Below are 21,841 nucleotides of genomic sequence, written 5' to 3'. Positions count from 1 at the left end.
TATTTAACGTTCAGAGCCGCTACTACGCCAGGGTTTACTATTTACCTCTGCGACCAGTTGAGAACCTGACGACGCCGGAAAAGAGAGCGGCCAGCGCATGGTGTTTTTGCCCAGCACGTAGCCCAGTAATCCCTCCGACATATTGCGTCCGCCAATTGAGACTTTACTCAGGCGCGCATGTACCGCACTACGGTTGGTTACCTCAAGGAACGATTTTCCCTGCTCATTGACCACCCGCCAGCTGAGATCGGGTTCGGTAGTAGTAGCATCGAGCCCCTGACCATAGACAAATAAAGGCACCGAGTAACGCATCTGGAAATTTAATCCAACCTGATTCTTCCCTTCCTCTTTTGGCGTCGGAATTTCATCCAGCAACACCCGCCAGGCGGTTTCCTGACCGGAAGCCGGTGGAACCTGCTTAATCAAACGCACCAACTGTCTTTTTCCCGGCTCTATACGTACCAGCGGCGGGCTGGCTACCACCTGTGTCTGCGTTTGATATTGTTCCTTGCCATTCACCTGGTTCCAGCCAAACACTCGCACCTGCATCAGCGTGGTGGACGTTCCGCGATTTTCCAGCCAAAGCTCGGTCGCTTTCTGGTCGCTGCTGATTTTAGGATCAATAGGCCAAATCATTACTGAGTTACCCGCATGGGCCAGACTCGTAGTCAACGTCGCCAGCAGCAGTAATGCGACACGAGCAATATTCATTCCAGACATCCTTTTAAAATAAATGATGCATTACCAGCTCAGGGTAACCGTCAGGGTATCGCTATAGTTTCCGGCACGCTTAACGCCGCTCAACTGCAATAAGCCGTAAATTGGCAGCGTAATGTTGTTAGAGTCGCTGTAAGTTACCGCCACATTTTGATTAATCGGGATCTCACTGGCGGCGCTGTGGCTTGAGTTGGTAAACAGTCGGTAGGTTATTTGATCGCTGAAGTTAGCGATTTTAAGGTGTCGCGTGTTGGATGAAGCGTGAATGCCACCATTAATACTCATGTTCAAAGTCGTACCCGGCGTGCAGGCCAAAATAATGGTGGTGCTCTGCACATAGCTGGCGCTGACGCTGGTTGAGGACACCCCGGAATGAGTACCAAAGTCCAGTGTGCCAAACACACCGGTATTAGTGCCGGAAACCGCACAGCCTGCGACAATCGTCGCCGAAACCAGAAAAGTCTGCGTTGGCAATGACCGTGCACTGCTGACGTATAACGTCAGCAAGATGCACAGTACAGGTACACGTCTGGTGATGAGCACTGACATTCCTGACAACCCGTTATCCCTGACAACAAGAATCAGTAGTTCACAACGACGTTAATGGTGTCTGAGTAGGTTCCTACCGGGATATTCGCGTTGTAATCTCCGCCGGTAATCCGTCCATAGATAGGGTAGTTTTCACCGTTGACCGGATCGGGCGTACCACTGGCAGTCAGATCCGCGCCGTCGGCAATTACCGTCGCAAAGCCAGCGTCGTTATACAGCGTATAGGCAATGCCCTGAGTGTTATCGCTGTCCAGCAGCAGATAACGTGGCGAGGCGGTTACATCACCATAGGTATCACCGGACGGGGCGCCATTACTGCTGTCAATCTGTACGTTGTAATCTTCGTCGTTGGTGCAGTTGACATAGATACCGTTACCCACCGGACCAACCAACGTGGCGGTAAGCGTATCAAAGGTCGCTGCACTGGTACCAAAGCTCAAATCACCGAAGTCGACATTGGTGGTAGTCGGTTGACCATTGACCAGACAGCCGGTGGTCAGCGTCAATGTGGCATTAATCGTTCCCGTTGTGGTGGCGGCAAAGCCTGAAGAAGCAACACCGAGGCTCAGACCACAACCCATCAGAAAAAGCTTCATTTTCATAATTATTCCTTACTAATTAGTGTGATGATTGTGCTTTCCAGACTGGCTAACAATTAACAAAAAAAGCTGTTTTGGATCCCTCTGGCTACAGGTTATTGAAGTACCGATGAATTAGTTCGAAATTTGAATTAATGCTTATGCATCAATTTTATTAATTATATATCACCCTCACCTCTGCCCTTACAATCAAAATTAAAAAATATTTCAAAGTATGTGGATTACAACCAAAATGATTGAGTCACGTTACCAGCTGGGGCCTCGTCGCACCTGTCAAAGATATTACTGGCTGGCTATAGGCGATTTTTTTCTCCAGTGGTATTTTCTTCCCTCAATAAAATCGATTAATTGATTTAATAAATCGCGCAGCCCACAGCCGGCGGCAATAACAGTGTTTTTATTCAGACTTTTCGCAGAAAATACGCCTGAGTAATTTTCTTTTATCCACACCAAATCATCAGCTCATTGGTTATCAGCACTTGGGAATATCTATGCTTGTTAGTTCGTACGATCAACCGCTGGTCATTTTCTCATTTATCGTGGCATTTCTTGCCTCGTATACCGCTCTCGATATGGCCGGCCGCGTTGCCACTACCAGTGGTAAGGCCGCGCTGATTTGGCTGATTGGCGGCGGCTTTGCCATGGGAATTGGCATCTGGTCAATGCACTTTATTGGCATGCTGGCGATGAACTTGCCAATGGTAATGAGCTACAGCGCTCTGCTTACCGCCCTGTCGATGTTTATCGCCATTGCTGCTTCGATTTTTGCCCTGTGGATCGTCTGCTACGGAGAACTGCCGCTGTTGCGGCTCGCCAGTGGCGCGCTGATACTGGGCAGCGGCGTGGTAGCGATGCACTACACCGGCATGGCGGCACTGATGTTTGAGCCGGGCATTGTCTGGCATTGGGGCTGGATAGCCTGCTCGGTGGCGATTGCCCTCGCCGCTTCGGGTGCCGCGCTATGGCTGGCGTTTAACCTGCGCAAAAATAGCAGTCGGGTAGCATGGCTGCGCGCCGGTGCGGCAATTATTATGGGTATCGCGATTGCGGGTATGCACTATACCGGCATGGCGGCTGCCAGCTTTCCGGCAGGCAGCCACGCCACTCACGCCGGTGTTAACAGCAACTGGCTGGCAATTCTGGTGATGGTGGTAACCTTGTCGATACTCGGTATTACGCTGCTGGTATCGATGCTGGATGCGCGTTTGCAGGCCCGTACCTCGGTACTGGCTTCATCACTGGCAGAAGCGAATCGTGAGCTGGCTCAGCTGGCACTGCACGATAACCTGACCCGGCTGCCTAACCGCATCCTGCTGGAGGACAGGCTTGACCAGGCCATCAATAAAGCCACGCGCGAAAAATCGCAGTTCGCTCTGATGTTTATGGATCTTGACGGCTTTAAAGCGGTGAACGATGCTTTTGGCCATCATATCGGCGACAATTTACTGATTGCCGTTACTGAACGTATGACCGAAAAAATGCAGGGGCACCATACGCTGGCCCGCCTTGGCGGCGATGAGTTCGTGCTGTTGATTGAAATCGACGATCCTAATGATGCGGCAACGGTGGCCGCGGAGCTGGTCAGGTCAATCGATGCTCCTTTTGAGATTTCACGCTATGAACTGGTGGTGTCATTAAGCATTGGCATCGCCGTCTATCCGGATGACGGCGTCGATGAGCGGGAGCTGCTGTTTAACGCTGATGCCGCGATGTATCACACGAAAAACAATGGCCGTAATGGCTATAACTTTTTTCAGCCGTCGATGAACACCATTGCGCAGAATCAGCTTCAACTCATTAACGATCTTTGGCTGGCGCAGGATCACCATCAGCTGCAACTGTTTTATCAGCCGAAGTATTGCGCGCCCCAGGGGCCGATTCTTGGTTTCGAAGCCCTGCTGCGCTGGCAGCATCCGGAGCGAGGTCTGCTGTCCCCGGATATATTTTTACCGCTGGCGGAAAAGACCGGTTTAATCGTCAGTATCGGTAACTGGGTAATTAACGAAGCGCTGCGCCAGCTGCGCGTCTGGCATTTACAAGGCCATGATGACTGGTCGGTGGCGGTAAACTTGTCGGCATTACAATTTGAGCAGAGTAGCCTGATCGAAACGGTGGTGCAGGCGCTGGATCGCCATCAGATTCCAGCGGAGCTACTGACGCTGGAAGTGACTGAAACCACCGCGATGCGCGATCCGGATGAGAGCGTGCGTATCCTGACGGAGTTAACCCGCCTCGGAGTAAAAGCATCGATTGACGATTTCGGCACTGGCTATTCGAGCCTGTTATATCTCAAACGCTTACCCGCCAGCGAGTTGAAAATCGACCGGGCATTTGTTAACGAATTACAGTCTGAAACCGAAGATGCCACCATCGTCTCGGCGATTGTGGCACTGGCACAGTCGCTGAATCTGAAAGTGGTGGCAGAAGGCGTTGAAACCGAGGAGCAGCAGGCGTTTCTGACGGGCCTCGGCTGCAACACACTGCAGGGCTATCTGTTGGGTCGACCGGTTCCGGCAGAAAAAGTCAGTGAACTTAAAAATTACACTGGCGTGCCGGAGTAATTTTGCCAGAGGCGGCAAAATCGCCGCCTCTGCGCGCGGGGTTATACGGTTACCGGCAGCGGTGTATGACGCGCCTGATACTGGCGTAACAGGCGTCTGATAAGCAGGGTCCCCACCAGCCCACACAGCGCCGCCACGGTCAGCCAGACGCCAGGCATCGCCTTATCGCCGGTTACGTGGATCAGGTAGCTGGATATCGCCGGAGTAAAGCCGCCAAACAGCGCGGTCGCCAGGCTGTAGGCCATCGAAAATCCGGTGGCACGCACTTCAGCCGGCATCACCTCTGCCAGATAAACCACCATCGCACCGTTATAGCTGGCGTAGAGAAACGACAGCCACAGTTCAGCTTCCAGCAGGTGAGCAAAGCTTGGCGATCCCACCAGCCAGTGCAATACCGGCCAGGCGGTGACGATCATTAACAGGCTGAACACAATCAACAGCGGACGACGCCCAACCCGGTCCGATAACGCCCCCATTACTGGCAGCCAGAACAGGTTCGACAGACCGATAAACAGCGTTACCAGAAAACTTTGCTTGTCGCTCATCATCAGCACGGTCTTACCGAAGGTCGGGGTAAAAGCGGTAATCATGTAGAACATTACCGTGGTGGTAACCACCATCAGCATTCCGGCCAGCACCAGCGCCCAGTTACTGGCAACCGATCGCATGATTTCGCTCATTTTGGGATGATGCTTGCGCTGGCTGAATGCTTCGGTTTCTTCCAGCATGCGACGGATCCAGAACAGGAACGGCACAATCATACATCCCACCACAAACGGAATACGCCAGCCCCATTCGGTAACCTCGCCTTTATCCAGCAGATGGTTCAGCAACAAGCCCAGCAGCGCGGCGAAGATAACCGCTACCTGCTGGCTACCAGACTGCCAGCTGACGTAAAACCCTTTGCGCCCTTTCGGAGCCACTTCCGACAGGTAAACTGATACGCCGCCCAGTTCAACGCCCGCTGAAAAGCCCTGCAATAAACGCCCCAGCAAAATCAGAATTGGCGCTGCCGCGCCCAGAGTGCTGTAACCCGGCACACAGGCGATGGTAAGTGTACCCACTGCCATCAGGCACAGCGTCAACAGCAGGCCCTTGCGACGACCGTACTGATCAATATAGGCACCAAGAATGATCGCCCCAAGCGGACGCATCAGGAATCCGGCACCAAACGTCATTAGCGTCAGCATCAGTGAAGCGAATGGGTCATCACCGGGGAAAAAGGTTTTAGCAATAGCGGTGGCATAATAGCCAAACACCATAAAATCGTACATTTCCAGAAAGTTACCGCTGGTAACGCTAAAAATGGTTTTTGCAGCGCTCTTGGGCCGCCTTGACATTGCAGCAGTGGGGTTCATACAGGCTTCCTTATGTTTTTCTTCGTTTTTATCCTGCAAGGCCAGGTTTTAATGTGACCTTCTTCACCATTCCAGTTTACAAAGTAAACCGATTGGTAACGAAAAATTAACAAAAGGAATTAGCCAGAAGATTGTACTGATAAGAGGGGGTTTGAGGGGATTTACGCAGTAATGAGCAACTTGAGGTTTTTTCTGTAGCGGTGGCATCTTCCGCCACCCGCGCCGAAAAATGCTGTCTGGACGGGAGCCGAAAACGGCTCCCGTAAAATCACAGGCGTGACAAAAGGCTATTTAGCGACGGTTTCCATACCCATTAAACCAATCTTCAGATAGCCAGCCTGTCGCAGGGAGTCCATTACGCCCATCAGCGTCTCGTAATCAACACTCTTATCTGCCTGGAAGAAAATAGTGGTGTCTTTCTTCCCTTCAGTCTGCGCATTAAGCACGTTGACCAGATTCTCAGTATTTACCGCTTCGTTGCCAATAAACAGCTGTTTGTCTGCTTTAATCGACAGATAAACCGGCTTTTCCGGGCGCGGTTGCGGGGTACTGGTTGAAGCAGGCAGATTAACGCGGACATCCACTGTCGCCAGCGGAGCGGCAACCATAAAGATGATCAGCAAAACCAGCATCACGTCGATAAACGGCGTGACGTTGATTTCATGCATTTCACCGTTGCTGTCGAGATCTTCGTTTAATCGCATCGCCATGATAGTTAACCTAACCGCAGCTTATGGGCTGCCGCCGTGCGGTGCGCATCAGCGCTGTTTGCCAGATCGAGATCGCGGCTCTGCAACAGCAACACCTGTGCCGCTACGTCGCCAAGTGAAGCTTTGTAGTTGGCAATCATACGCGCAAACACGTTATAGATGACGACCGCTGGAATCGCCGCAACCAGACCAATTGCCGTTGCCAGTAGGGCTTCAGCAATACCCGGAGCAACCACTGCCAGGTTGGTAGTCTGCGTCTTCGCAATGCCGATAAAGCTGTTCATGATACCCCAAACGGTACCGAACAGGCCGACGAAGGGTGCAATTGCACCGATGGTTGCCAGGAAGCCGTTACCACGCCCGGCATGTCGGCTGAATGCGGCGACGCGGCGCTCCAGACGGAATCCGGTGCGATCTTTAATACCGTCGTTGTCGTCAGAACCGGCAGAAAGCTCCAGCTCATTGCGTGCTTCATTAAGCAGCTGAGTACTGAGGCTGCCAGCGTTGAAATTTTTGCAGGTTTCTACCGCTTCGTTCAGTGAACGAACCGTTGCCAGTGCCTGCTGCTCACGCTTCAGACGGCGTTTAGCTGACAGCAGTTCCACACTCTTACTGAAGAAGATTGCCCAGGTGATGACGGATGCACACAGCAGTCCAATCATTACCGCTTTCACTACGATGTCAGCATGTGCATACATGCCCCAAACAGAGAGATCTGTTTGCATCAAATTACTGGTCACCACGCTGTATCTCCAACCTCAATAAACCACATTCGGAAATCAAGCGCAGATCATATCAAATTAGCGCTGAATTGATAGTAGTTCTCATTACTATTTACATTTTGACACCGCTGATTTCAGCCTGCGCTACCTCAGACTAACGAAGAGATACCATCCACATCACATTTTTGAAATGATGTTTTATAAATTAGCGAATGTCATTTCAAAATATTACAAAACTGTGAGTCGCTTCACCGCTACTGGTTAATTTTAACGCTACTTTTTAGCCACATTATTCTAACAACGACCTGACCTCTGGAGCCTGAGATGAACCTAACCCGAACTTTACTCAGCATGTGTTTGCTTGGTGCAGCGGTGACTTGTGTGCAAGCCGCCACCCTTCGTGCCGCCGATGTCCACCCAAAAGGCTACCCGAACGTGGTTGCGGTGGAACATATGGGGGAAAAGCTGGCGGCGGCCACCGACGATCGGCTGGAAATTAAAGTGTTTCCCAGCGGCGTGATGGGCGATGAGAAACAGATGATCGAGCAGGCTCAACTGGGAGCCATCGATATGATCCGCGTTTCGATGGCTCCGGTAGCGGCCATTCTGCCGGAAATCGAAGTCTTTACCCTGCCATATGTGTTCCGCGATGAGGATCATCTGCACAAGGTACTGGATGGAGAAATCGGCCAGCAGATCGGCGATAAAATTACCGGCAGCGCCAACTCCCGCCTGGTGTTTCTCGGCTGGATGGATGGCGGCACGCGCAATTTGATCACCAAGCAGCCGGTGCTGACGCCGGAAGAGCTACACGGGATGAAAATCCGCGTGCAGGGCAGCCCGGTGGCGATCAATACGCTGAAAGCAATGGGTGCCAATGCGGTGCCAATGGGCGTCAGTGAGGTATTCAGCGGCATGCAAACCGGCGTCATCGATGGCACGGAGAATAATCCCCCTACCTTTATCGCCCATAACTACCTGCCGGTGGTGAAAAATTACACCCTCAGCGGCCACTTTATTATTCCTGAGCTGTTTCTCTACTCAAAGGTGAAGTGGGACAAACTGAGTAAAGAGGATCAGCAGCTGATTACCAAACTGGCAAAAGAAGCGCAGGCTGAGCAGCGTCAGCTGTGGGCAACCTACAATCAGCAGTCGATCGATAAGATGACAGCAGGCGGCGTTAAGTTTCATGACATCGACAAAACCGCCTGGATCGAAGCCACCAAACCGATTCGCGATAAATATGCCGCTCAGCATCAGCAACTGATGCAAGCGATTGCCGACGTTCAATAATCAGGAGCCGACCATGACGAATAAATGTCATAACCTGATGGACTGGCTCTACCTGGCAGGAATGGTGGTCTCCGGCATTGCACTGCTGGTGATGACGTTGGTCGTCCCCTTCGCCATCTTTATGCGCTACGTAATGAATGATGGCTCCTCATGGCCGGAGCCGCTGGCGATTATGTGCATGGTGACCTTCACCTTTGTCGGCGCAGCAGTCAGCTACCGTGCCGGTTCTCATATCGCGGTTTCAATGCTGACCGATCGCTTACCTGAGGGTTTACGCCTGCTGGCCTCACGCATTGCCGATCTGCTGATGCTGGTGATCTGCGGCTTTATTCTCTGGTACAGCGCTCAGCTTTGTATACAGCTGTGGTATCAGCCCATCGCCGAATTTCCGATGATAACCGCCGGACACAGCTATTTGCCGGTGCCGATTGGTGCTGCGCTGACGCTGATGTTTGTGCTGGAACGGCTGGCATTTGGTTCGCAAGAAAATCGCCCGGTTGTGATTATGGGTAACACCTGAGGGGTCATCATGGACGCATTAGTATTGCTGTTGACGTTGGGCGTGCTGCTGGCGGTAGGCATGCCGGTGGCCTATGCGGTGGGATTAAGCGCGCTGGTTGGCGCCTGGTGGATCGATCTGCCGTTGGAAGCGCTGATGATTCAAATGACCAACGGGGTGAATAAGTTTTCGCTGCTGGCGATCCCGTTTTTCATACTCGCTGGCGCAATTATGGCCGAGGGCGGTATTGCCCGACGACTGGTCAATTTCGCCTATGTCTTTGTCGGTTTTATTCGCGGCGGCTTATCGCTGGTGAATATCGTCGCCTCAACCTTTTTTGGCGCCATATCCGGATCGTCGGTGGCAGATACCGCCTCGATCGGTTCGGTAATGATCCCGGAGATGGATAAGAAGGGCTACCCGCGCGACTATGCCGCTGCGGTTACCGCCAGTGGATCGGTGCAGGCGATCCTGATTCCACCCAGCCATAACTCGGTGATTTATTCGCTGGCGGCAGGCGGCACGGTGTCGATCGCCGCGCTGTTTATCGCCGGAGTGCTGCCCGGCCTGCTGCTCGGCTTGACGCTGATGGTGATGTGCATCGCCTTTGCGCACAAACGCTCTTACCCGAAGGGTGAACGCGTTCCTTTTAAGCAGGCGCTGAAAATTCTGCTCGATGCGCTGTGGGGGCTGATGACGGTAGTGATTATCCTCGGCGGAATTCTTACCGGGGTATTTACCGCCACCGAATCGGCGTCAATCGCCTGTCTCTGGGCGTTTTTCGTCACCATGTTTATCTATCGTGACTACAAATGGCGTGAGCTGCCGAAACTGATGTGCCGCACGGTAAAGACCGTCACTATCGTCATGATTCTGATCGGCTTTGCCGCCTCGTTTGGTGCGGTAATGACCTGGATGCAGCTGCCGGATCGTATCACCAGTTTCTTCACCGGCATCTCTGACAACAAGTATGTCATTCTGATGTGCATCAATATCATGCTGCTGCTGATCGGCACCCTGATGGATATGGCACCGATCATTCTGATCTTAACTCCGGTACTGCTGCCGGTGACCAATGCGCTCGGCATCGATCCGGTCCATTTCGGCATGATAATGATGGTCAACCTCGGCATCGGTCTGATTACCCCACCGGTAGGTTCCGTGCTGTTTGTTGCCAGTGCGGTGAGCAAGCAAAAAATAGAGCAGGTGGTGCGTGCCATGCTGCCATTCTATGGCGCACTGTTTTTGGTCCTGATGATGATCACTTACATTCCGGCCATCTCACTGTGGCTACCGCGACTGGTTGGCGTGATGGGAGAATAGACTGTCGCCCGGGCATCTCGCCCGGGCGCACGGTGATTATCTGTTTTCGTTATAAACCCGCCGGGCTAATCATGTTAAGTTGTTATTTATCTTATGGGGTTAGCAGGACGCGTTGGGTATGACGACGAAGAAAATTGAAACCACCTTGATCGCTGCCGGTCGGGCTAAAAAATTCACTCAGGGTTCCGTAAACAGCGTAATTCAGCGCGCCTCTTCACTGGTTTTCGATACCGTTGCGGATAAAAAGCGCGCCACCGCCGGACGAGCCAGCGGAGAACTGTTTTATGGCCGACGCGGTACGCTGACGCACTTCTCACTACAGGAAGCGATGACCGAGCTGGAAGGTGGCGCAGGCTGTGCGCTCTATCCTTGCGGCGCAGCTGCGGTGGCAAACGCCATTCTGGCGTTTGTCGCGGCAGGTGATAACGTGCTGATGAGCGGCTCGGTGTATGAACCGACGCAGGACTTCTGTACCAAAATCCTCAGCAAAATGAATGTCTCGACCCGCTGGTTTGATCACAGTATCGGTGCTGAAATTGCCGAACTGGTACAGCCGAATACCAAAGTGGTGTTTCTCGAGTCGCCCGGCTCGATCACCATGGAAGTGCAGGATGTTCCGGCGATTGTCGCCGCGGTGCGCAGCAAAGCGCCCGAGGCGATTATCATGCTGGATAATACCTGGGGAGCCGGAATACTGTTTCGTGCGCTTGATTTCGGCGTCGATATTTCGATTCAGGCAGGCACCAAATATCTGATTGGTCACTCCGACGCGATGATTGGCACGGCGGTGGCTAATGAGCGCTGCTGGCCGCAGCTGCGGGAGAACTCCTATCTGATGGGTCAGATGGTCGATGCCGACACCGCCTATATGACCAGCCGGGGCTTGCGTACGCTGGCGGTCCGCCTGCGTCAGCATGAAGAGAGCAGTATCCGCATCGCCAACTGGCTGGCTGAACGCCCGGAAGTGGCGGTGGTGAACCATCCGGCGCTGCCGCAATGCAAAGGCCATCAGTTCTGGAAACGTGATTTCAGCGGCAGCAGCGGACTGTTCTCTTTTGTGTTAAAGCAAAAGTTAACGCCGCAGCAGCTGGCAGACTATCTCGATCATTTCGAGCATTTCAGTATGGCCTACTCCTGGGGCGGCTATGAATCACTGATTCTGGCGAATCAGCCGGAAGAGCTGGCAGAAATCCGCCCTGTCGCTGGCGTTGACTTTAGCGGTACACTGGTACGCTTGCATATTGGACTGGAAAACGTTGAGGATTTGCTCGACGATCTGGCCGCCGGATTTAAGCGTATTAGCGAATAATGACTGTCTGGCGAGAGAAATCTTAATCAAGATTCAACAATCCGGTATCTTCGCGCCACAGATCAAGATGCCGCTTGCCTTTTGCGGCTACAATAAACTAAGTAGCCGTAGTTAACAGGATAAAACATGGGTGTTTTACATGAGATTGTGCAGGCGCTCTGGCATCAGGACTTTGCTGCGCTGGCCAATCCGGATGTTGTCTGGATTGTTTATGGGGTGATGTTTATTACCCTGTTTCTTGAAAATGGTTTATTACCTGCCTCATTTTTACCCGGTGACAGCCTGTTATTGCTGGCCGGTGCCATGGTAGCGAAAGGGGTAATGGACTTTGTGCCGACCATGGTGATTCTGACCACCGCCGCCAGTCTGGGCTGCTGGTTAAGTTATTTGCAAGGCCGCTGGCTGGGAAATACTCAACTGGTGAAAAGCTGGCTGATGCATCTGCCGGCGCAATATCACCAGCGCGCCTGGCATATGTTTAACCGTCACGGATTGCTGGCGCTGCTGGTAGGCCGCTTTCTCGCCTTTGTGCGTACGCTGCTGCCAACCATGGCGGGGATTTCTGGCCTGAAAAACGGTCGCTTTCAGTTTTTTAACTGGCTGAGCGGCTTGCTGTGGGTCACAATTGTGGTGGCTTTCGGCTATGGCATCAGCCAGGTGCCATTTATTAAACGCCATGAAGACCAGGTGATGGCGATCCTGATCATTCTGCCTGTGGCCCTGCTGTTTATCGGTCTGATTGGCAGCATTGTGATGATCTGGAAACATAAACATAAAAAACAGCGGGCCTGAGCAATTCAGCCCGCTCGCCGACGCCTCTTCAGGAGGCGCGCATTCTTGAAATTTCCTCTCCCGGCGTCACACCAAAAAAGCGCTTAAACTCGCGTGAAAACTGAGAGGCACTCTCGTAGCCCACTTTCATTGCCGCCACACTGGCCTTCAGGCCGTCGTGTAGCATCATCATACGCGCCTGATGCAGTCGGTAGCTTTTCAGGTACTGTAACGGCGAAGTACTGGTAACCGCCTTAAAGTTATGGTGAAAAGCTGACACGCTCATATTCACCTCAGCCGCCAGCAGATCGACACTGAGATTCTCGGTGTAATGATGTTCAATTCGGCGCAGTGAACGGACAATCTGGCTGAACTGCGTCTGACGACTAATCAGCGCCAGCAGTGCGCCACCACACGGCCCCAGCAGTACGTGATAGAGAATTTCGCGCACAATTTGCCGCCCAAGCACCCGCGCATCACGTGGATTGGACATCACATCCAACAGCCGCTCACAGGCGCACAGCATCTCTTCGGTCAGTAACGACGACTGAATACCGCGCGTTTGCGGCTGCGGCTGAAAACTATCGTCATCGCCAATATCGATTAGCAGATCCTGCAATGTCAGGCTATCGACACTGAGTGAGATTCCCGCCAGCGGCGCTTCGGCAGTAGCGAAAGTCTCGCACTCAAACGGCAACGGCACCGTCAGCATCAGATACTGGCTGGCATCATAATGAAACACGCTGGTGCCAAGATAACCGGTCTTTTGCCCCTGAAATAAGATGATGATGCCGGGCTTATACATCACTGGCGTCCGCGCACAGGGGGCATTGGCGTAGAGTAGCTTGATATCCGGCACCGAGGCCAGTGAGGCTTTGCCATCGGTCATTAACGTCACCACCTGCTGCGCCAGACGGCGACAAATTGCGTCACGATCCATAATCTCATTCTCTGTAACTTTTTAATGCGAGGAATAGTGCACTGCCACTGCGCAATTCTCCAGTGAATTGTAGAAACAGGCAAGATTAAGGCAGAATTGAGCATTGTGAGTTCAGCGCTGAATCCCGACAATAGTTATCACGTTACACCAGATAACCCCTATATAAGGCGAATAATGATGAACAACTTTACTCTTCATACCCCAACCCGCATCCTTTTCGGTCAGGGCCAGATTGCACATTTAAGCAAAGAAATTCCTGTCGGCAGCAAAGTACTGATTACCTTTGGCGGCGGCAGCGTTAAAAAAACCGGCGTAATGGATCAGGTCTACAGCGCGCTGAAAGATTTCGACGTGCAGGAGTTCGGCGGTATTGAGCCGAACCCATCTTATGAAACGCTGATGAAAGCCGTTGAAGTGGTTAAAGCGCAAAAAATCGATTTTCTGCTGGCAGTTGGCGGCGGTTCGGTGCTGGATGGCACCAAGTTTATTGCCGCCGCGGCGTTCTACGGCGAAGAACCCTGGAACATTCTGAAAACACGTGGGGCTGATATCCAACAGGCGCTGCCGATGGGATCAGTGCTGACGCTGCCTGCTACCGGTTCAGAATCCAACAGCGGTGCGGTGATTACCCGTCGCGCCACTGGCGACAAGCAGGCTTTCAGCTCTCCGTTCGTACAGCCGCTGTTTGCCGTACTGGACCCGGTGTACACCTACACCCTGCCAGAACGTCAGATTGCTAACGGCGTGGTCGATGCTTTTGTTCATACCATTGAGCAGTATCTGACTTATCCGGTTGATGCCAAAGTGCAGGATCGCTTTGCCGAAGGCCTGCTACTTACGTTGATTGAAGAGGGTCCAAAAGCGCTGAAAGAACCCGAAAACTATGCGGTTCGTGCCAATGTGATGTGGAGTGCCACCATGGCGCTGAACGGCCTGATTGGTGCTGGCGTCCCGCAGGACTGGGCCACCCACATGCTCGGCCATGAACTGACCGCGATGCACGGCATCGACCACGCGCAAACGCTGGCTATCGTATTGCCATCACTGATGAACATCAAGCGTGAGCAAAAACGTGGCAAGCTGCTGCAATATGCTGAACGCGTCTGGGGCTTTAAAGAAGGCAATGAAGAGCAGCGCATTGACCTGGCAATTACCGCCACTCGTGAGTTCTTCGAAGCCATGGGTATTCCGACCCGTATGAAGGATTATCAACTGGATGGCAGTTCCATTCCGGCCCTGCTGGCGAAGCTCGAAGAGAAAGGACTGACACAACTGGGTGAGCACAAAGACATTACGCTTGAGGTCAGTCGTCAGATCTTCGAAGACGCGCGTTAATCATTAATGCCATTTATTGACTAGACTCTACTGTTAAAAACCGGTGCCGCTGGCACCGGCTAACTCGCCAGAAAGGAGATGTTATGGTAGATCAACCGATAATTAAGCTGCGTGATGGCAATATGATGCCGCAACTCGGACTCGGCGTCTGGCAGGCCAGCATTGAGGATGCGCGCAATGCCGCGCTGAAGGCACTGGACGTCGGCTATCGTTCCATTGATACCGCGGCTATCTACAAGAATGAAGAAGCTATCGGGCAGGCATTACAGGAGACTGACGTCGCACGCGACGAGATCTTTATTACCACGAAACTGTGGAATGACGATCAGCTGAATGCCGATAAAGCGATTGAAACCAGCCTGAAAAAACTGCAGCTGGAGAGTGTAGATCTCTATCTGATGCACTGGCCTTGTCCGGATAATGACAATTATGTCGACGCCTGGAAAGCCATGATCGAGCTGCAAAAGCAAGGGCTGACCAAAAGTATTGGTGTCTGTAACTTTAATCAGCCGCACCTGAAACGCCTGATTGATGAAACCGGCGTTACGCCAGTTGTGAATCAGATTGAACTGCACCCAATGCTGCAACAGCGCGAATTACACGCCTGGAATGCCCTGCATCAAATTCAGACTGAATCCTGGAGCCCACTGGCCCAGGGCGGTAAAGGCGTATTCGATCAGGAAATCATTAAAAAGCTGGCGAAGAAATACGGTAAAACTGCCGCGCAGATTGTGATTCGCTGGCACCTTGACAGCGGACTGGTGGTGATTCCTAAATCGGTAACGCCGGCACGTATTGAAGAGAACTTTAAGGTGTTTGATTTCCGCCTGGAAAAACCAGAGATCTCTGAAATTGCCAAACTGGATCAGGGTAATCGTTTAGGGCCAAATCCCGACGAGCTGAACTGATTTCAGGATAACACAAGCTTCACAGAGGCGGCATTCCCGCCGCCTCTGGCATCCACAGCCATTCTTCCTGCCAGGTAATCGTCGCCTTTCCCGTTCGCAAAAAAAGACCATATCGCCGTATTAACAGTAACAGCAATTGTACTTACGTCTACATTTGCTACCCTCCGAAATTATTGCAGACATCATTCACGGATTTAGCAGCCGGAGCTGGCGCGCGTATGGAAAACAATGCTATTGCCCGTATCAGCAACAGCACCCAGCTTGCACCTGCTGTGGTTCCCTTCAGCCATACAGCGGGCCTGGCGCAGAATGTCCGCCAGATAACCAACAGCGCCTATTTCAGCGCTACCGCCGATCAGGCTTGCGCAGCGCAGCCTGACCGGCAATATCCGCGGCCGGATGCTTTGTCTTTACCGGCTGACAATCCGTCCGCTTCGGTCACCGCCGTCCATTTTACCCCGCTGCCGCTGCCCGCCCTCGCCGGTACCCCGCTCAGCCTGCCTGATGCCGCGCTGGCGCTGGCGTCTGCCGGGATAGCATCGCCGGTGCCAGCTGACGGCGCGTCCGCCCCGCTGGTTTTTGCCCGCCAGATGTTCAGCCTCGCCGTCAGGCTGTTGGCCGACCGCGCCAATCCCATCACCGCCGCTTTTCGCGCCGATCTGGAGCTGATTCAGCACCGCTTCCGGGGGCTGGCCGATGGATGTGTCTCTCAGCCGTTCAGTGACCAGAACCCACTGGCGCTGTCTGCTTTAAACCGCGACCTCGCGCTGGCCCAGGCTATCCGCAGCAGCGAAAGTACGCTGGATAATCTGCGGTCGCTGACCACCCGGCTTGAGAGCATCGAACAGGGCCGCCATGAGGGCATCGGAACGGACGAGCGTGAGTTGGCCGGGCGGCTGAGGAGCTTTATCCGGAGCAGACAAACGTCCCTGCACCTCGCGCTGCGAACCACCGGAATCCCACGCCTGCAGCAGGCCGTCAGCCAGATGATTATGCAAAGGCTGTTTGCCGCACAGCCGGCCAGCGCGCCCGGCGTCACCGGCGAAGGGTACACCACCGCACGGCTGAGCGCCGACATCAGCCGCCTGCTGTCCGGCGACGCCGTCCGCCAGCTACACGCGCTGAAGCTGACGTGGGACTCTGCACGCCAGAAAACCACCGCCTCAGGCGCAAAAAAGCTGACGCCGCTCAGGTGGCTGGCGCTACTGGAAACCAGCCGCGAGGCCCGCACGGCATTAGTCCGTGCGCTCGGCGAACATCTGCCCGGCTACCGCATTGTCAGCACGCTCGCCGCAACGCCGCATGACCAGTCGCTGCTGCCCGCCCTGCTGGAGTGCTTCACCTTCTGCACCGCACTGGACTCCGACGCCCGCCGCCATTTGCAGGAAGTACTGGCCGACGGCCAGCTCTATCGCGCAGCGCAACGCTGCCTGCAGCTGGTCAACGATCCGGAATTCTTCAGCCGCCTGAATTTCAGCCTGACCGCCCTCAATCTGCAGCTTGAGCAGAAAATGAAAAAACAGCGTAACTGGGTGAATTTGCGCGAAGCGCTGGCCAACTTTACCGCCGACAGCCAGTTTCAGATGCTGTACGGCGACAAACTAAAGGCGCAGCAGGATGCGGAACGAAACGCGCAGCAGCAGGCCGACTACCGGTTCTATCAGCAGCAGAGGGAGCTGAAGGGCCAGGCCTGGACAGATCAGCGCGAGGATCGGCTGGACAGCATAGGCCGTGAGCAGGAGTGGCTGAACGAGGAAGTGGAGATCGTTTGCCAGGTAGAAAGCACCCGGAAACAACGCATCGTGACGCTGAAGGAGGTCAACGGGGTCAACAGCCACATTACCCGCGATGAAACGCGCATTAACAAAGCGCCGTCGTTTGTCGTCAGGGTCCGGCGCAAAGACCTGATTGAGGCGCGCAAAACCGGCGACTATGCGGTGTGCAATCTGCTGTTTCGTACCATGGGGGCCATCAAAGGCGGTGAGACCGCGCATAAAACCACGCCTTTCGCGCAGGCTCCGGTTAAGCAGGGGCACGCGCTGCGCAAGGTGATCGTAACCGACGAAGATCGCCAGGTCAGGATCGCCGGATATCGTGAAAAAAGTGATGATTTGCCGCTGCGGATAGCGGTGTTTGACGTCAGACAGGAGCTGCAACGCCAGTGGGAACACTATGCGCTGAATCCGATACTGCTTCCCGACGGAGCGAACAGTGACGCCCGGCCTGCGTTCGGGCTGGGCACCAGTAAGAGCTCACCGCCTCATGCGGCTCCTTTTCGCCCTGCCAGTCCGCTGACGTCAGCCACCGCTCATGCCCCGGACTCAGACAGCAGCGACAGTACTGAAGGCTCGATCAGCTATCAACCCTGCCTGCGGGTTTCCGAGATTTTTGGCCGCAGAAACCCGCCCGACACACCGCTGACGGATAACCTGCGGCCAATGTCACCAGTTGAAAATCAGCTGCTGAGCCAGCTACATCAGCTGCACGGCAACATCACCGCCGCTGATGCCGGACGCAGACGCCAGCAGGATCAGGCGGCAGCGCTGATGCAACTGGAGCAGTGCGTGGCCAACCTCGGCCGGGAGCGGCGGCTGGATCAACTGCCACTCCCGCTACAGAACGCCTTCGCGTCGCTGTTTTCTGAGCTGGAGCCCCCGGCTGAGGCCACTGAAAACACCGATGCCACCTTCGGCGGTGCAGTGACGCTGGCGCAGCTCAGCCAGGCCATTCGTTATGCCAATAATATCAATACCGTTCACAGCATATCGCAGCCGGATCTCAGCCAGATCATCTCAACCTGGCAGGATATATCCCTCTATATGGTTAAACGTCAGGGCTCGCCGCCGCTGCTGCCTAAAGCCAAAGTGACGCGCGCCACAGAGCCTGTCGCCAGTACCTCTGGTATTAATCCGCAACAGCCCGCCGGGCTCAGCCTTGCCGACCACTGCAGAATCTGGCGAAACATGGGCCAGGCACAGCGGGATAACTTTGGTGGTGCACAGGGCTATGGCAAAACCGTCAACATTGATGCCCGCTTCTGGCAGCATCTGGCTTGTGACGATCGATTACGCGACGAGGGCGAAGCGCTGGTGGCGGCGTCAGCGGCCATAAAGAAAACTGACTATATTCTCCATCTGGGCAACTGGAAGTCGATGAGCCAGGAGCAACGGGAGATGTGGGGCGGTCCTCAAGGTTATGCCAGTGCGAACGAAATAACCGTGTCGACCTGGGAAAGAATGGTCGGCCGCCGCGGGCTGCAACAGCCAGGCAGAGACAGGCTGGTGCCGGTGCCGGTTAACTCGCGCAGAATCGGCTATTACGACCACCTGGTTTGCTGGGACAAAATGTCGGTAGAGGAAAAAGCCGCTGCCGGTGGTGCCAGAAATTATGCCCATTCGCATAAATTGAATCTGTCGACCTGGAAAAGGCTGGTCAACGAAGATGGGCTGTCAAACATGGGCCAACTGCGGTTAATCAGCTATATCGGTGCGAATCATACCAGCTACGGCAGGCACTGTGAGATCTGGCATGGCATGCAGCAGCAGGCACGTCAGTTGGCCGGGGGAGTGGTGAAATATGCCGTCGATAATCAGTTAAGCGTCGACTGCTGGCTCAGGCTGGCTGACGACAGCGGATTAACTGCGGAAGGAAGAATCAGAATGTCTGCACACAACTCTCCCGCGATTAGCGATTATGGTCATCACTGTATAATCTGGGATCGGATGTCTGCGGAAGAAAAACAGCAAGCGGGCGGCGTACGCGGTTACGGGGATGTGCGTCGTCTGACGCATCGATACTGGTCAAGCTACGCTACCGATCAGGGCCTGACTGAAAAAGGGCGCGAAAAAATGATGGCTACTCTGGCGAGTGGAGGAAAAATTGATTACAGCTTTCAGTGCCAGATATGGATCTCCAGAACGCCCGAGTTCAGAGCCAGGGTTGGCGGCGCAAGAGGCTACGCTAAACTTAACAATCTTGGTATGCACTGGTTAGCGCTGGCCACCGACACCGGATTAACCGATGAGGGCCTTAGCAGGCTGACCCAGACCGACAGAAGCAGAAAAGATTACGATATTCATCTGCTCGGCTGGCTTAAGTTGCCGGATGCTGAGAAAAACGCCGACGATGCCGTGAGAAACTATGCAGATCAGCATGGGCTTCATCATAAAACCTTTTCGTTTCTTGCCAACAGAAACGGCCTGTCGAATAAGGGCGTGGAACGGTTGCTATCCGGAGCCTTTGCCGATGAGGCGAGAGCCATTCTTTTCCAGCAATCAGATCTGTCGCCGACCACTGTATCAACATCTTCTGCAGAGACGACAACACCCCATTCGGACAATATGTTCTCCTGCAGCCCTGCAACTGACAGCATCTCTGCATCGCAATCATCCAGCGAAATTCAGGATCATCAATCATTTATATCTTATCACTGCCGACAATGGCAGAAGATAACCGCAGAAAACGAATTAATCAAAGCAGGGGCAAAAAACTATGCGTTGAGAAATGGCATCAACCGGTTTACCTGGGCAAAGCTGGCCAATGATTCCGGGCTGACAGTGGATGGATACGCGGTGATGAATAAAACGCTTCCCGGCCCGATGAACTATTTTCCGCATCTTGAGGCGTGGTCCAATATCACCGAGGAGCTTAAAAATCTGGGGGTAAAAGAGTACGCTTTGAAGCATAATTTAAGATACAGCTATTTTTCCCGGCTGGTTGATAAAAACGGACTGAAACCCAAAGGGATAAGAATTCTTGAGCGACACCACGCCAGACGACCAGCAAAATCCCTGATCTTACGCGCCAAATCTCTCGTCACTGAGACGACTGCCTCTCAATCGCCTGGAACAGAGACGCCAGTGGTGGCAATAAAAACTGAGTTGCCTCAGCCAGCCAGCCTCCAGCGCGAGAATATCTGGCAAATCACGCTGGATGATCAAGGTATGACGCTTAACCGGGAGCAGCTCGATATCCCACAGCCGACTCAACAGGATAGCATCCGCAATGATTTCCCTATCCTGCGCGATCCGGACGATCCTTCCCGCAGCCTGACGCTTCAGGCCGAAGGCAAAGCGTCGGCCAGTGAGATCAATACCACCAACTGGGGTGAGCTGAATAGTATCTTTGCCGGTATGCCCTCAAAGGAGAGGAAAGCAGCAAAAACGAAGCTGTCCGAAGCCTTTCGCCACGCGGTGGAGCACGAAACTACGCTGGATATTACCGCCGGTGACCGCATGATGACCGCGCCAACCTGCCATGAGGTGAACGGCGAGATTATTTCGCTGGGCAATGGCGTATTTAACGGCAGCAAGCAGATCGTTCCGTCACTGACTCTGCTGGCACCCTATGCTGGCATCTATCATGCTTCTGTCAGATCGCTGCAGAACGAGCGCAGGAAACAGGGGGCAGATCGCACCTCAGCCTACCTTTTTGGCACCAATGCCATCACGCGTACCGTCAGCGGCCTGGCAAGCGGGAATATCAGCAAAAATATCAATACCGGCCAGTTGGGTAACAATCCCGCCATTGCCAGCAATAACGTTACCGCCGTACGTTTCGGTAAAAACCTTACCATGCTGGTCACCACCCGGGACGTGATGCCGGGTGAGGAGTACTTTATCAATTATGGCGATGAATTTCAGAAGGCCGGGACTGAGGTAAAAGCTGAACCGGCAGAGCAGATCAGGCAGATTGCGACATCTCCGGAGATCACTTTCAGCCCTGAAGATCTTGTCAGAATGGCCGACTCGATGCTGCGCGCGCCGGGTGCCTGGCACTCTGAACTGGGGGAACAGGCGGCGGTATTGCTGATAAATTCGGCACAGCTGCCGTCCGGTACAGTGCTGACCGTTAAGCGGGACGAAGTGACCCATATTTATCGTCAGGGGCAGGACGAACACTTTATCACGGGAGGCTATCAGCCTCAGCCGGGAGAGACACACGTCGGACTGAGGTATCGCGAACTATCAGGCATGGGGCATTACGATGTTGAAACAGCACCGGGGCGGATTATTCCGATTGCGCCGGATGGCAACTGCCTGTATCAGGCCGTCAGTCGCGGCTTAAGCGAAGGAGGCCACAACAATTTTGACTTCAAGCGCTTACGCGATATCGCGGCCAACGAGTTTCTTGCCCATAGCCCGCGCTATCTGCAAATGGTTGATGTTGCCAGGCTCAAAGTGGAGCTGGAAGCACGAAAACTGCCGGTTAAACGCCGCTATCTTTCTCACTTTCGCTCCAGTTAGCC

The 21,841-nt window shown here is 53.7% G+C and carries 16 protein-coding genes; 9 read left to right on the top strand and 7 right to left on the bottom strand.

Annotation, left to right across the window (positions count from 1 at the left end; genetic code table 11):
• Positions 1 to 3 precede the first annotated feature (3 nt).
• The 3 genes from ACP3TC_RS02805 to ACP3TC_RS02795 are packed head-to-tail and all read right to left on the bottom strand — an operon-like array spanning position 4 to position 1,868.
• Complete coding sequence (locus ACP3TC_RS02805; protein WP_313853743.1) at positions 4 to 711, bottom strand: fimbrial biogenesis chaperone; 708 nt, start codon at positions 709 to 711, stop codon at positions 4 to 6.
• Between the two features lie 30 nt (positions 712 to 741).
• Complete coding sequence (locus tag ACP3TC_RS02800; protein WP_390902410.1) at positions 742 to 1,266, bottom strand: Csu type fimbrial protein; 525 nt, start codon at positions 1,264 to 1,266, stop codon at positions 742 to 744.
• Positions 1,267 to 1,298: 32 nt separating this feature from the next.
• The gene (locus ACP3TC_RS02795) at positions 1,299 to 1,868 is read right to left on the bottom strand and encodes a Csu type fimbrial protein (protein ID WP_313853744.1); all 570 of its coding nucleotides are present in this window, start codon (positions 1,866 to 1,868) and stop codon (positions 1,299 to 1,301) included.
• Positions 1,869 to 2,356: 488 nt separating this feature from the next.
• Between ACP3TC_RS02795 and ACP3TC_RS02790 the strand changes: the two genes are divergently transcribed.
• Positions 2,357 to 4,426: a putative bifunctional diguanylate cyclase/phosphodiesterase gene (locus ACP3TC_RS02790; protein ID WP_313853745.1), complete on the top strand. Its 2,070-nt coding sequence runs from the start codon at positions 2,357 to 2,359 to the stop codon at positions 4,424 to 4,426.
• A 41-nt stretch (positions 4,427 to 4,467) separates the two neighbouring features.
• Here the strand turns inward: ACP3TC_RS02790 and ACP3TC_RS02785 are convergent, their stop codons facing one another.
• From ACP3TC_RS02785 to exbB, 3 genes are all read right to left on the bottom strand, one after another.
• Entirely contained in the window at positions 4,468 to 5,784 is a 1,317-nt protein-coding gene (locus tag ACP3TC_RS02785; RefSeq protein ID WP_313853747.1) for an MFS transporter, read from the bottom strand.
• A 287-nt stretch (positions 5,785 to 6,071) separates the two neighbouring features.
• Positions 6,072 to 6,494, bottom strand: coding sequence for a TonB system transport protein ExbD (exbD, locus tag ACP3TC_RS02780; RefSeq protein ID WP_313853748.1), 423 nt, complete (start codon positions 6,492 to 6,494; stop codon positions 6,072 to 6,074).
• Positions 6,495 to 6,499: 5 nt separating this feature from the next.
• Positions 6,500 to 7,234, bottom strand: coding sequence for a tol-pal system-associated acyl-CoA thioesterase (gene exbB / locus ACP3TC_RS02775; RefSeq protein WP_313857805.1), 735 nt, complete (start codon positions 7,232 to 7,234; stop codon positions 6,500 to 6,502).
• A gap of 306 nt (positions 7,235 to 7,540) precedes the next feature.
• Here exbB and ACP3TC_RS02770 point away from each other — a divergent pair, with 306 nt between their 5' ends.
• The 5 genes from ACP3TC_RS02770 to ACP3TC_RS02750 all read left to right on the top strand — a co-directional run bounded on the left by ACP3TC_RS02770 (position 7,541) and on the right by ACP3TC_RS02750 (position 12,432).
• The gene (locus ACP3TC_RS02770) at positions 7,541 to 8,509 is read left to right on the top strand and encodes a TRAP transporter substrate-binding protein (RefSeq protein WP_313853750.1); all 969 of its coding nucleotides are present in this window, start codon (positions 7,541 to 7,543) and stop codon (positions 8,507 to 8,509) included.
• 13 nt (positions 8,510 to 8,522) lie between these two features.
• Positions 8,523 to 9,029: a TRAP transporter small permease gene (locus ACP3TC_RS02765; RefSeq protein ID WP_313853751.1), complete on the top strand. Its 507-nt coding sequence runs from the start codon at positions 8,523 to 8,525 to the stop codon at positions 9,027 to 9,029.
• 9 nt (positions 9,030 to 9,038) lie between these two features.
• Positions 9,039 to 10,331, top strand: a complete 1,293-nt coding sequence (locus ACP3TC_RS02760) for a TRAP transporter large permease (protein WP_313853752.1) — start codon at positions 9,039 to 9,041, stop codon at positions 10,329 to 10,331.
• Between the two features lie 118 nt (positions 10,332 to 10,449).
• A complete protein-coding gene (metC, locus tag ACP3TC_RS02755; protein WP_313853754.1) occupies positions 10,450 to 11,640 on the top strand; it encodes a cystathionine beta-lyase in 1,191 nt (396 codons plus the stop codon).
• 126 nt (positions 11,641 to 11,766) lie between these two features.
• A complete protein-coding gene (locus tag ACP3TC_RS02750) occupies positions 11,767 to 12,432 on the top strand; it encodes a DedA family protein (RefSeq protein ID WP_313853755.1) in 666 nt (221 codons plus the stop codon).
• Between the two features lie 28 nt (positions 12,433 to 12,460).
• Here the strand turns inward: ACP3TC_RS02750 and ACP3TC_RS02745 are convergent, their stop codons facing one another.
• A complete protein-coding gene (locus ACP3TC_RS02745) occupies positions 12,461 to 13,351 on the bottom strand; it encodes an AraC family transcriptional regulator (RefSeq protein ID WP_313853756.1) in 891 nt (296 codons plus the stop codon).
• A gap of 177 nt (positions 13,352 to 13,528) precedes the next feature.
• Between ACP3TC_RS02745 and yqhD the strand changes: the two genes are divergently transcribed.
• The 3 genes from yqhD to ACP3TC_RS02730 all read left to right on the top strand — a co-directional run bounded on the left by yqhD (position 13,529) and on the right by ACP3TC_RS02730 (position 21,839).
• The gene (yqhD, locus tag ACP3TC_RS02740; RefSeq protein ID WP_313857807.1) at positions 13,529 to 14,686 is read left to right on the top strand and encodes an alcohol dehydrogenase; all 1,158 of its coding nucleotides are present in this window, start codon (positions 13,529 to 13,531) and stop codon (positions 14,684 to 14,686) included.
• A gap of 83 nt (positions 14,687 to 14,769) precedes the next feature.
• Complete coding sequence (dkgA, locus tag ACP3TC_RS02735) at positions 14,770 to 15,594, top strand: 2,5-didehydrogluconate reductase DkgA (RefSeq protein WP_313853757.1); 825 nt, start codon at positions 14,770 to 14,772, stop codon at positions 15,592 to 15,594.
• Positions 15,595 to 15,812: 218 nt separating this feature from the next.
• On the top strand, positions 15,813 to 21,839 hold the full coding sequence (locus ACP3TC_RS02730) for a hypothetical protein (protein WP_426817472.1): 6,027 nt from the start codon (positions 15,813 to 15,815) through the stop codon (positions 21,837 to 21,839).
• The last annotated feature ends 2 nt before the right edge of the window (positions 21,840 to 21,841 follow it).

The organism is Winslowiella sp. 2C04 (genome assembly GCF_050037805.1).
GTDB lineage: Bacteria > Pseudomonadota > Gammaproteobacteria > Enterobacterales > Enterobacteriaceae > Erwinia > Erwinia toletana_A.
Note: the sequence above shows the minus strand (reverse complement) of the source record. Positions and strands in the feature narration are given on the sequence as shown.

What these genes read in the sequence shown, in the direction of transcription:
- ACP3TC_RS02805 (WP_313853743.1), bottom strand. Translation starts at nt 711, where the DNA reads ATGAATATTGCTCGTGTCGCATTACTGCTGCTGGCGACGTTGACTACG.
- ACP3TC_RS02800 (WP_390902410.1), bottom strand. Translation starts at nt 1,266, where the DNA reads ATGTCAGTGCTCATCACCAGACGTGTACCTGTACTGTGCATCTTGCTG.
- ACP3TC_RS02795 (WP_313853744.1), bottom strand. Translation starts at nt 1,868, where the DNA reads ATGAAAATGAAGCTTTTTCTGATGGGTTGTGGTCTGAGCCTCGGTGTT.
- ACP3TC_RS02790 (WP_313853745.1), top strand. Translation starts at nt 2,357, where the DNA reads ATGCTTGTTAGTTCGTACGATCAACCGCTGGTCATTTTCTCATTTATC.
- ACP3TC_RS02785 (WP_313853747.1), bottom strand. Translation starts at nt 5,784, where the DNA reads ATGAACCCCACTGCTGCAATGTCAAGGCGGCCCAAGAGCGCTGCAAAA.
- exbD (WP_313853748.1), bottom strand. Translation starts at nt 6,494, where the DNA reads ATGGCGATGCGATTAAACGAAGATCTCGACAGCAACGGTGAAATGCAT.
- ACP3TC_RS02770 (WP_313853750.1), top strand. Translation starts at nt 7,541, where the DNA reads ATGAACCTAACCCGAACTTTACTCAGCATGTGTTTGCTTGGTGCAGCG.
- ACP3TC_RS02765 (WP_313853751.1), top strand. Translation starts at nt 8,523, where the DNA reads ATGACGAATAAATGTCATAACCTGATGGACTGGCTCTACCTGGCAGGA.
- ACP3TC_RS02760 (WP_313853752.1), top strand. Translation starts at nt 9,039, where the DNA reads ATGGACGCATTAGTATTGCTGTTGACGTTGGGCGTGCTGCTGGCGGTA.
- metC (WP_313853754.1), top strand. Translation starts at nt 10,450, where the DNA reads ATGACGACGAAGAAAATTGAAACCACCTTGATCGCTGCCGGTCGGGCT.
- ACP3TC_RS02750 (WP_313853755.1), top strand. Translation starts at nt 11,767, where the DNA reads ATGGGTGTTTTACATGAGATTGTGCAGGCGCTCTGGCATCAGGACTTT.
- ACP3TC_RS02745 (WP_313853756.1), bottom strand. Translation starts at nt 13,351, where the DNA reads ATGGATCGTGACGCAATTTGTCGCCGTCTGGCGCAGCAGGTGGTGACG.
- yqhD (WP_313857807.1), top strand. Translation starts at nt 13,529, where the DNA reads ATGAACAACTTTACTCTTCATACCCCAACCCGCATCCTTTTCGGTCAG.
- dkgA (WP_313853757.1), top strand. Translation starts at nt 14,770, where the DNA reads ATGGTAGATCAACCGATAATTAAGCTGCGTGATGGCAATATGATGCCG.
- ACP3TC_RS02730 (WP_426817472.1), top strand. Translation starts at nt 15,813, where the DNA reads ATGGAAAACAATGCTATTGCCCGTATCAGCAACAGCACCCAGCTTGCA.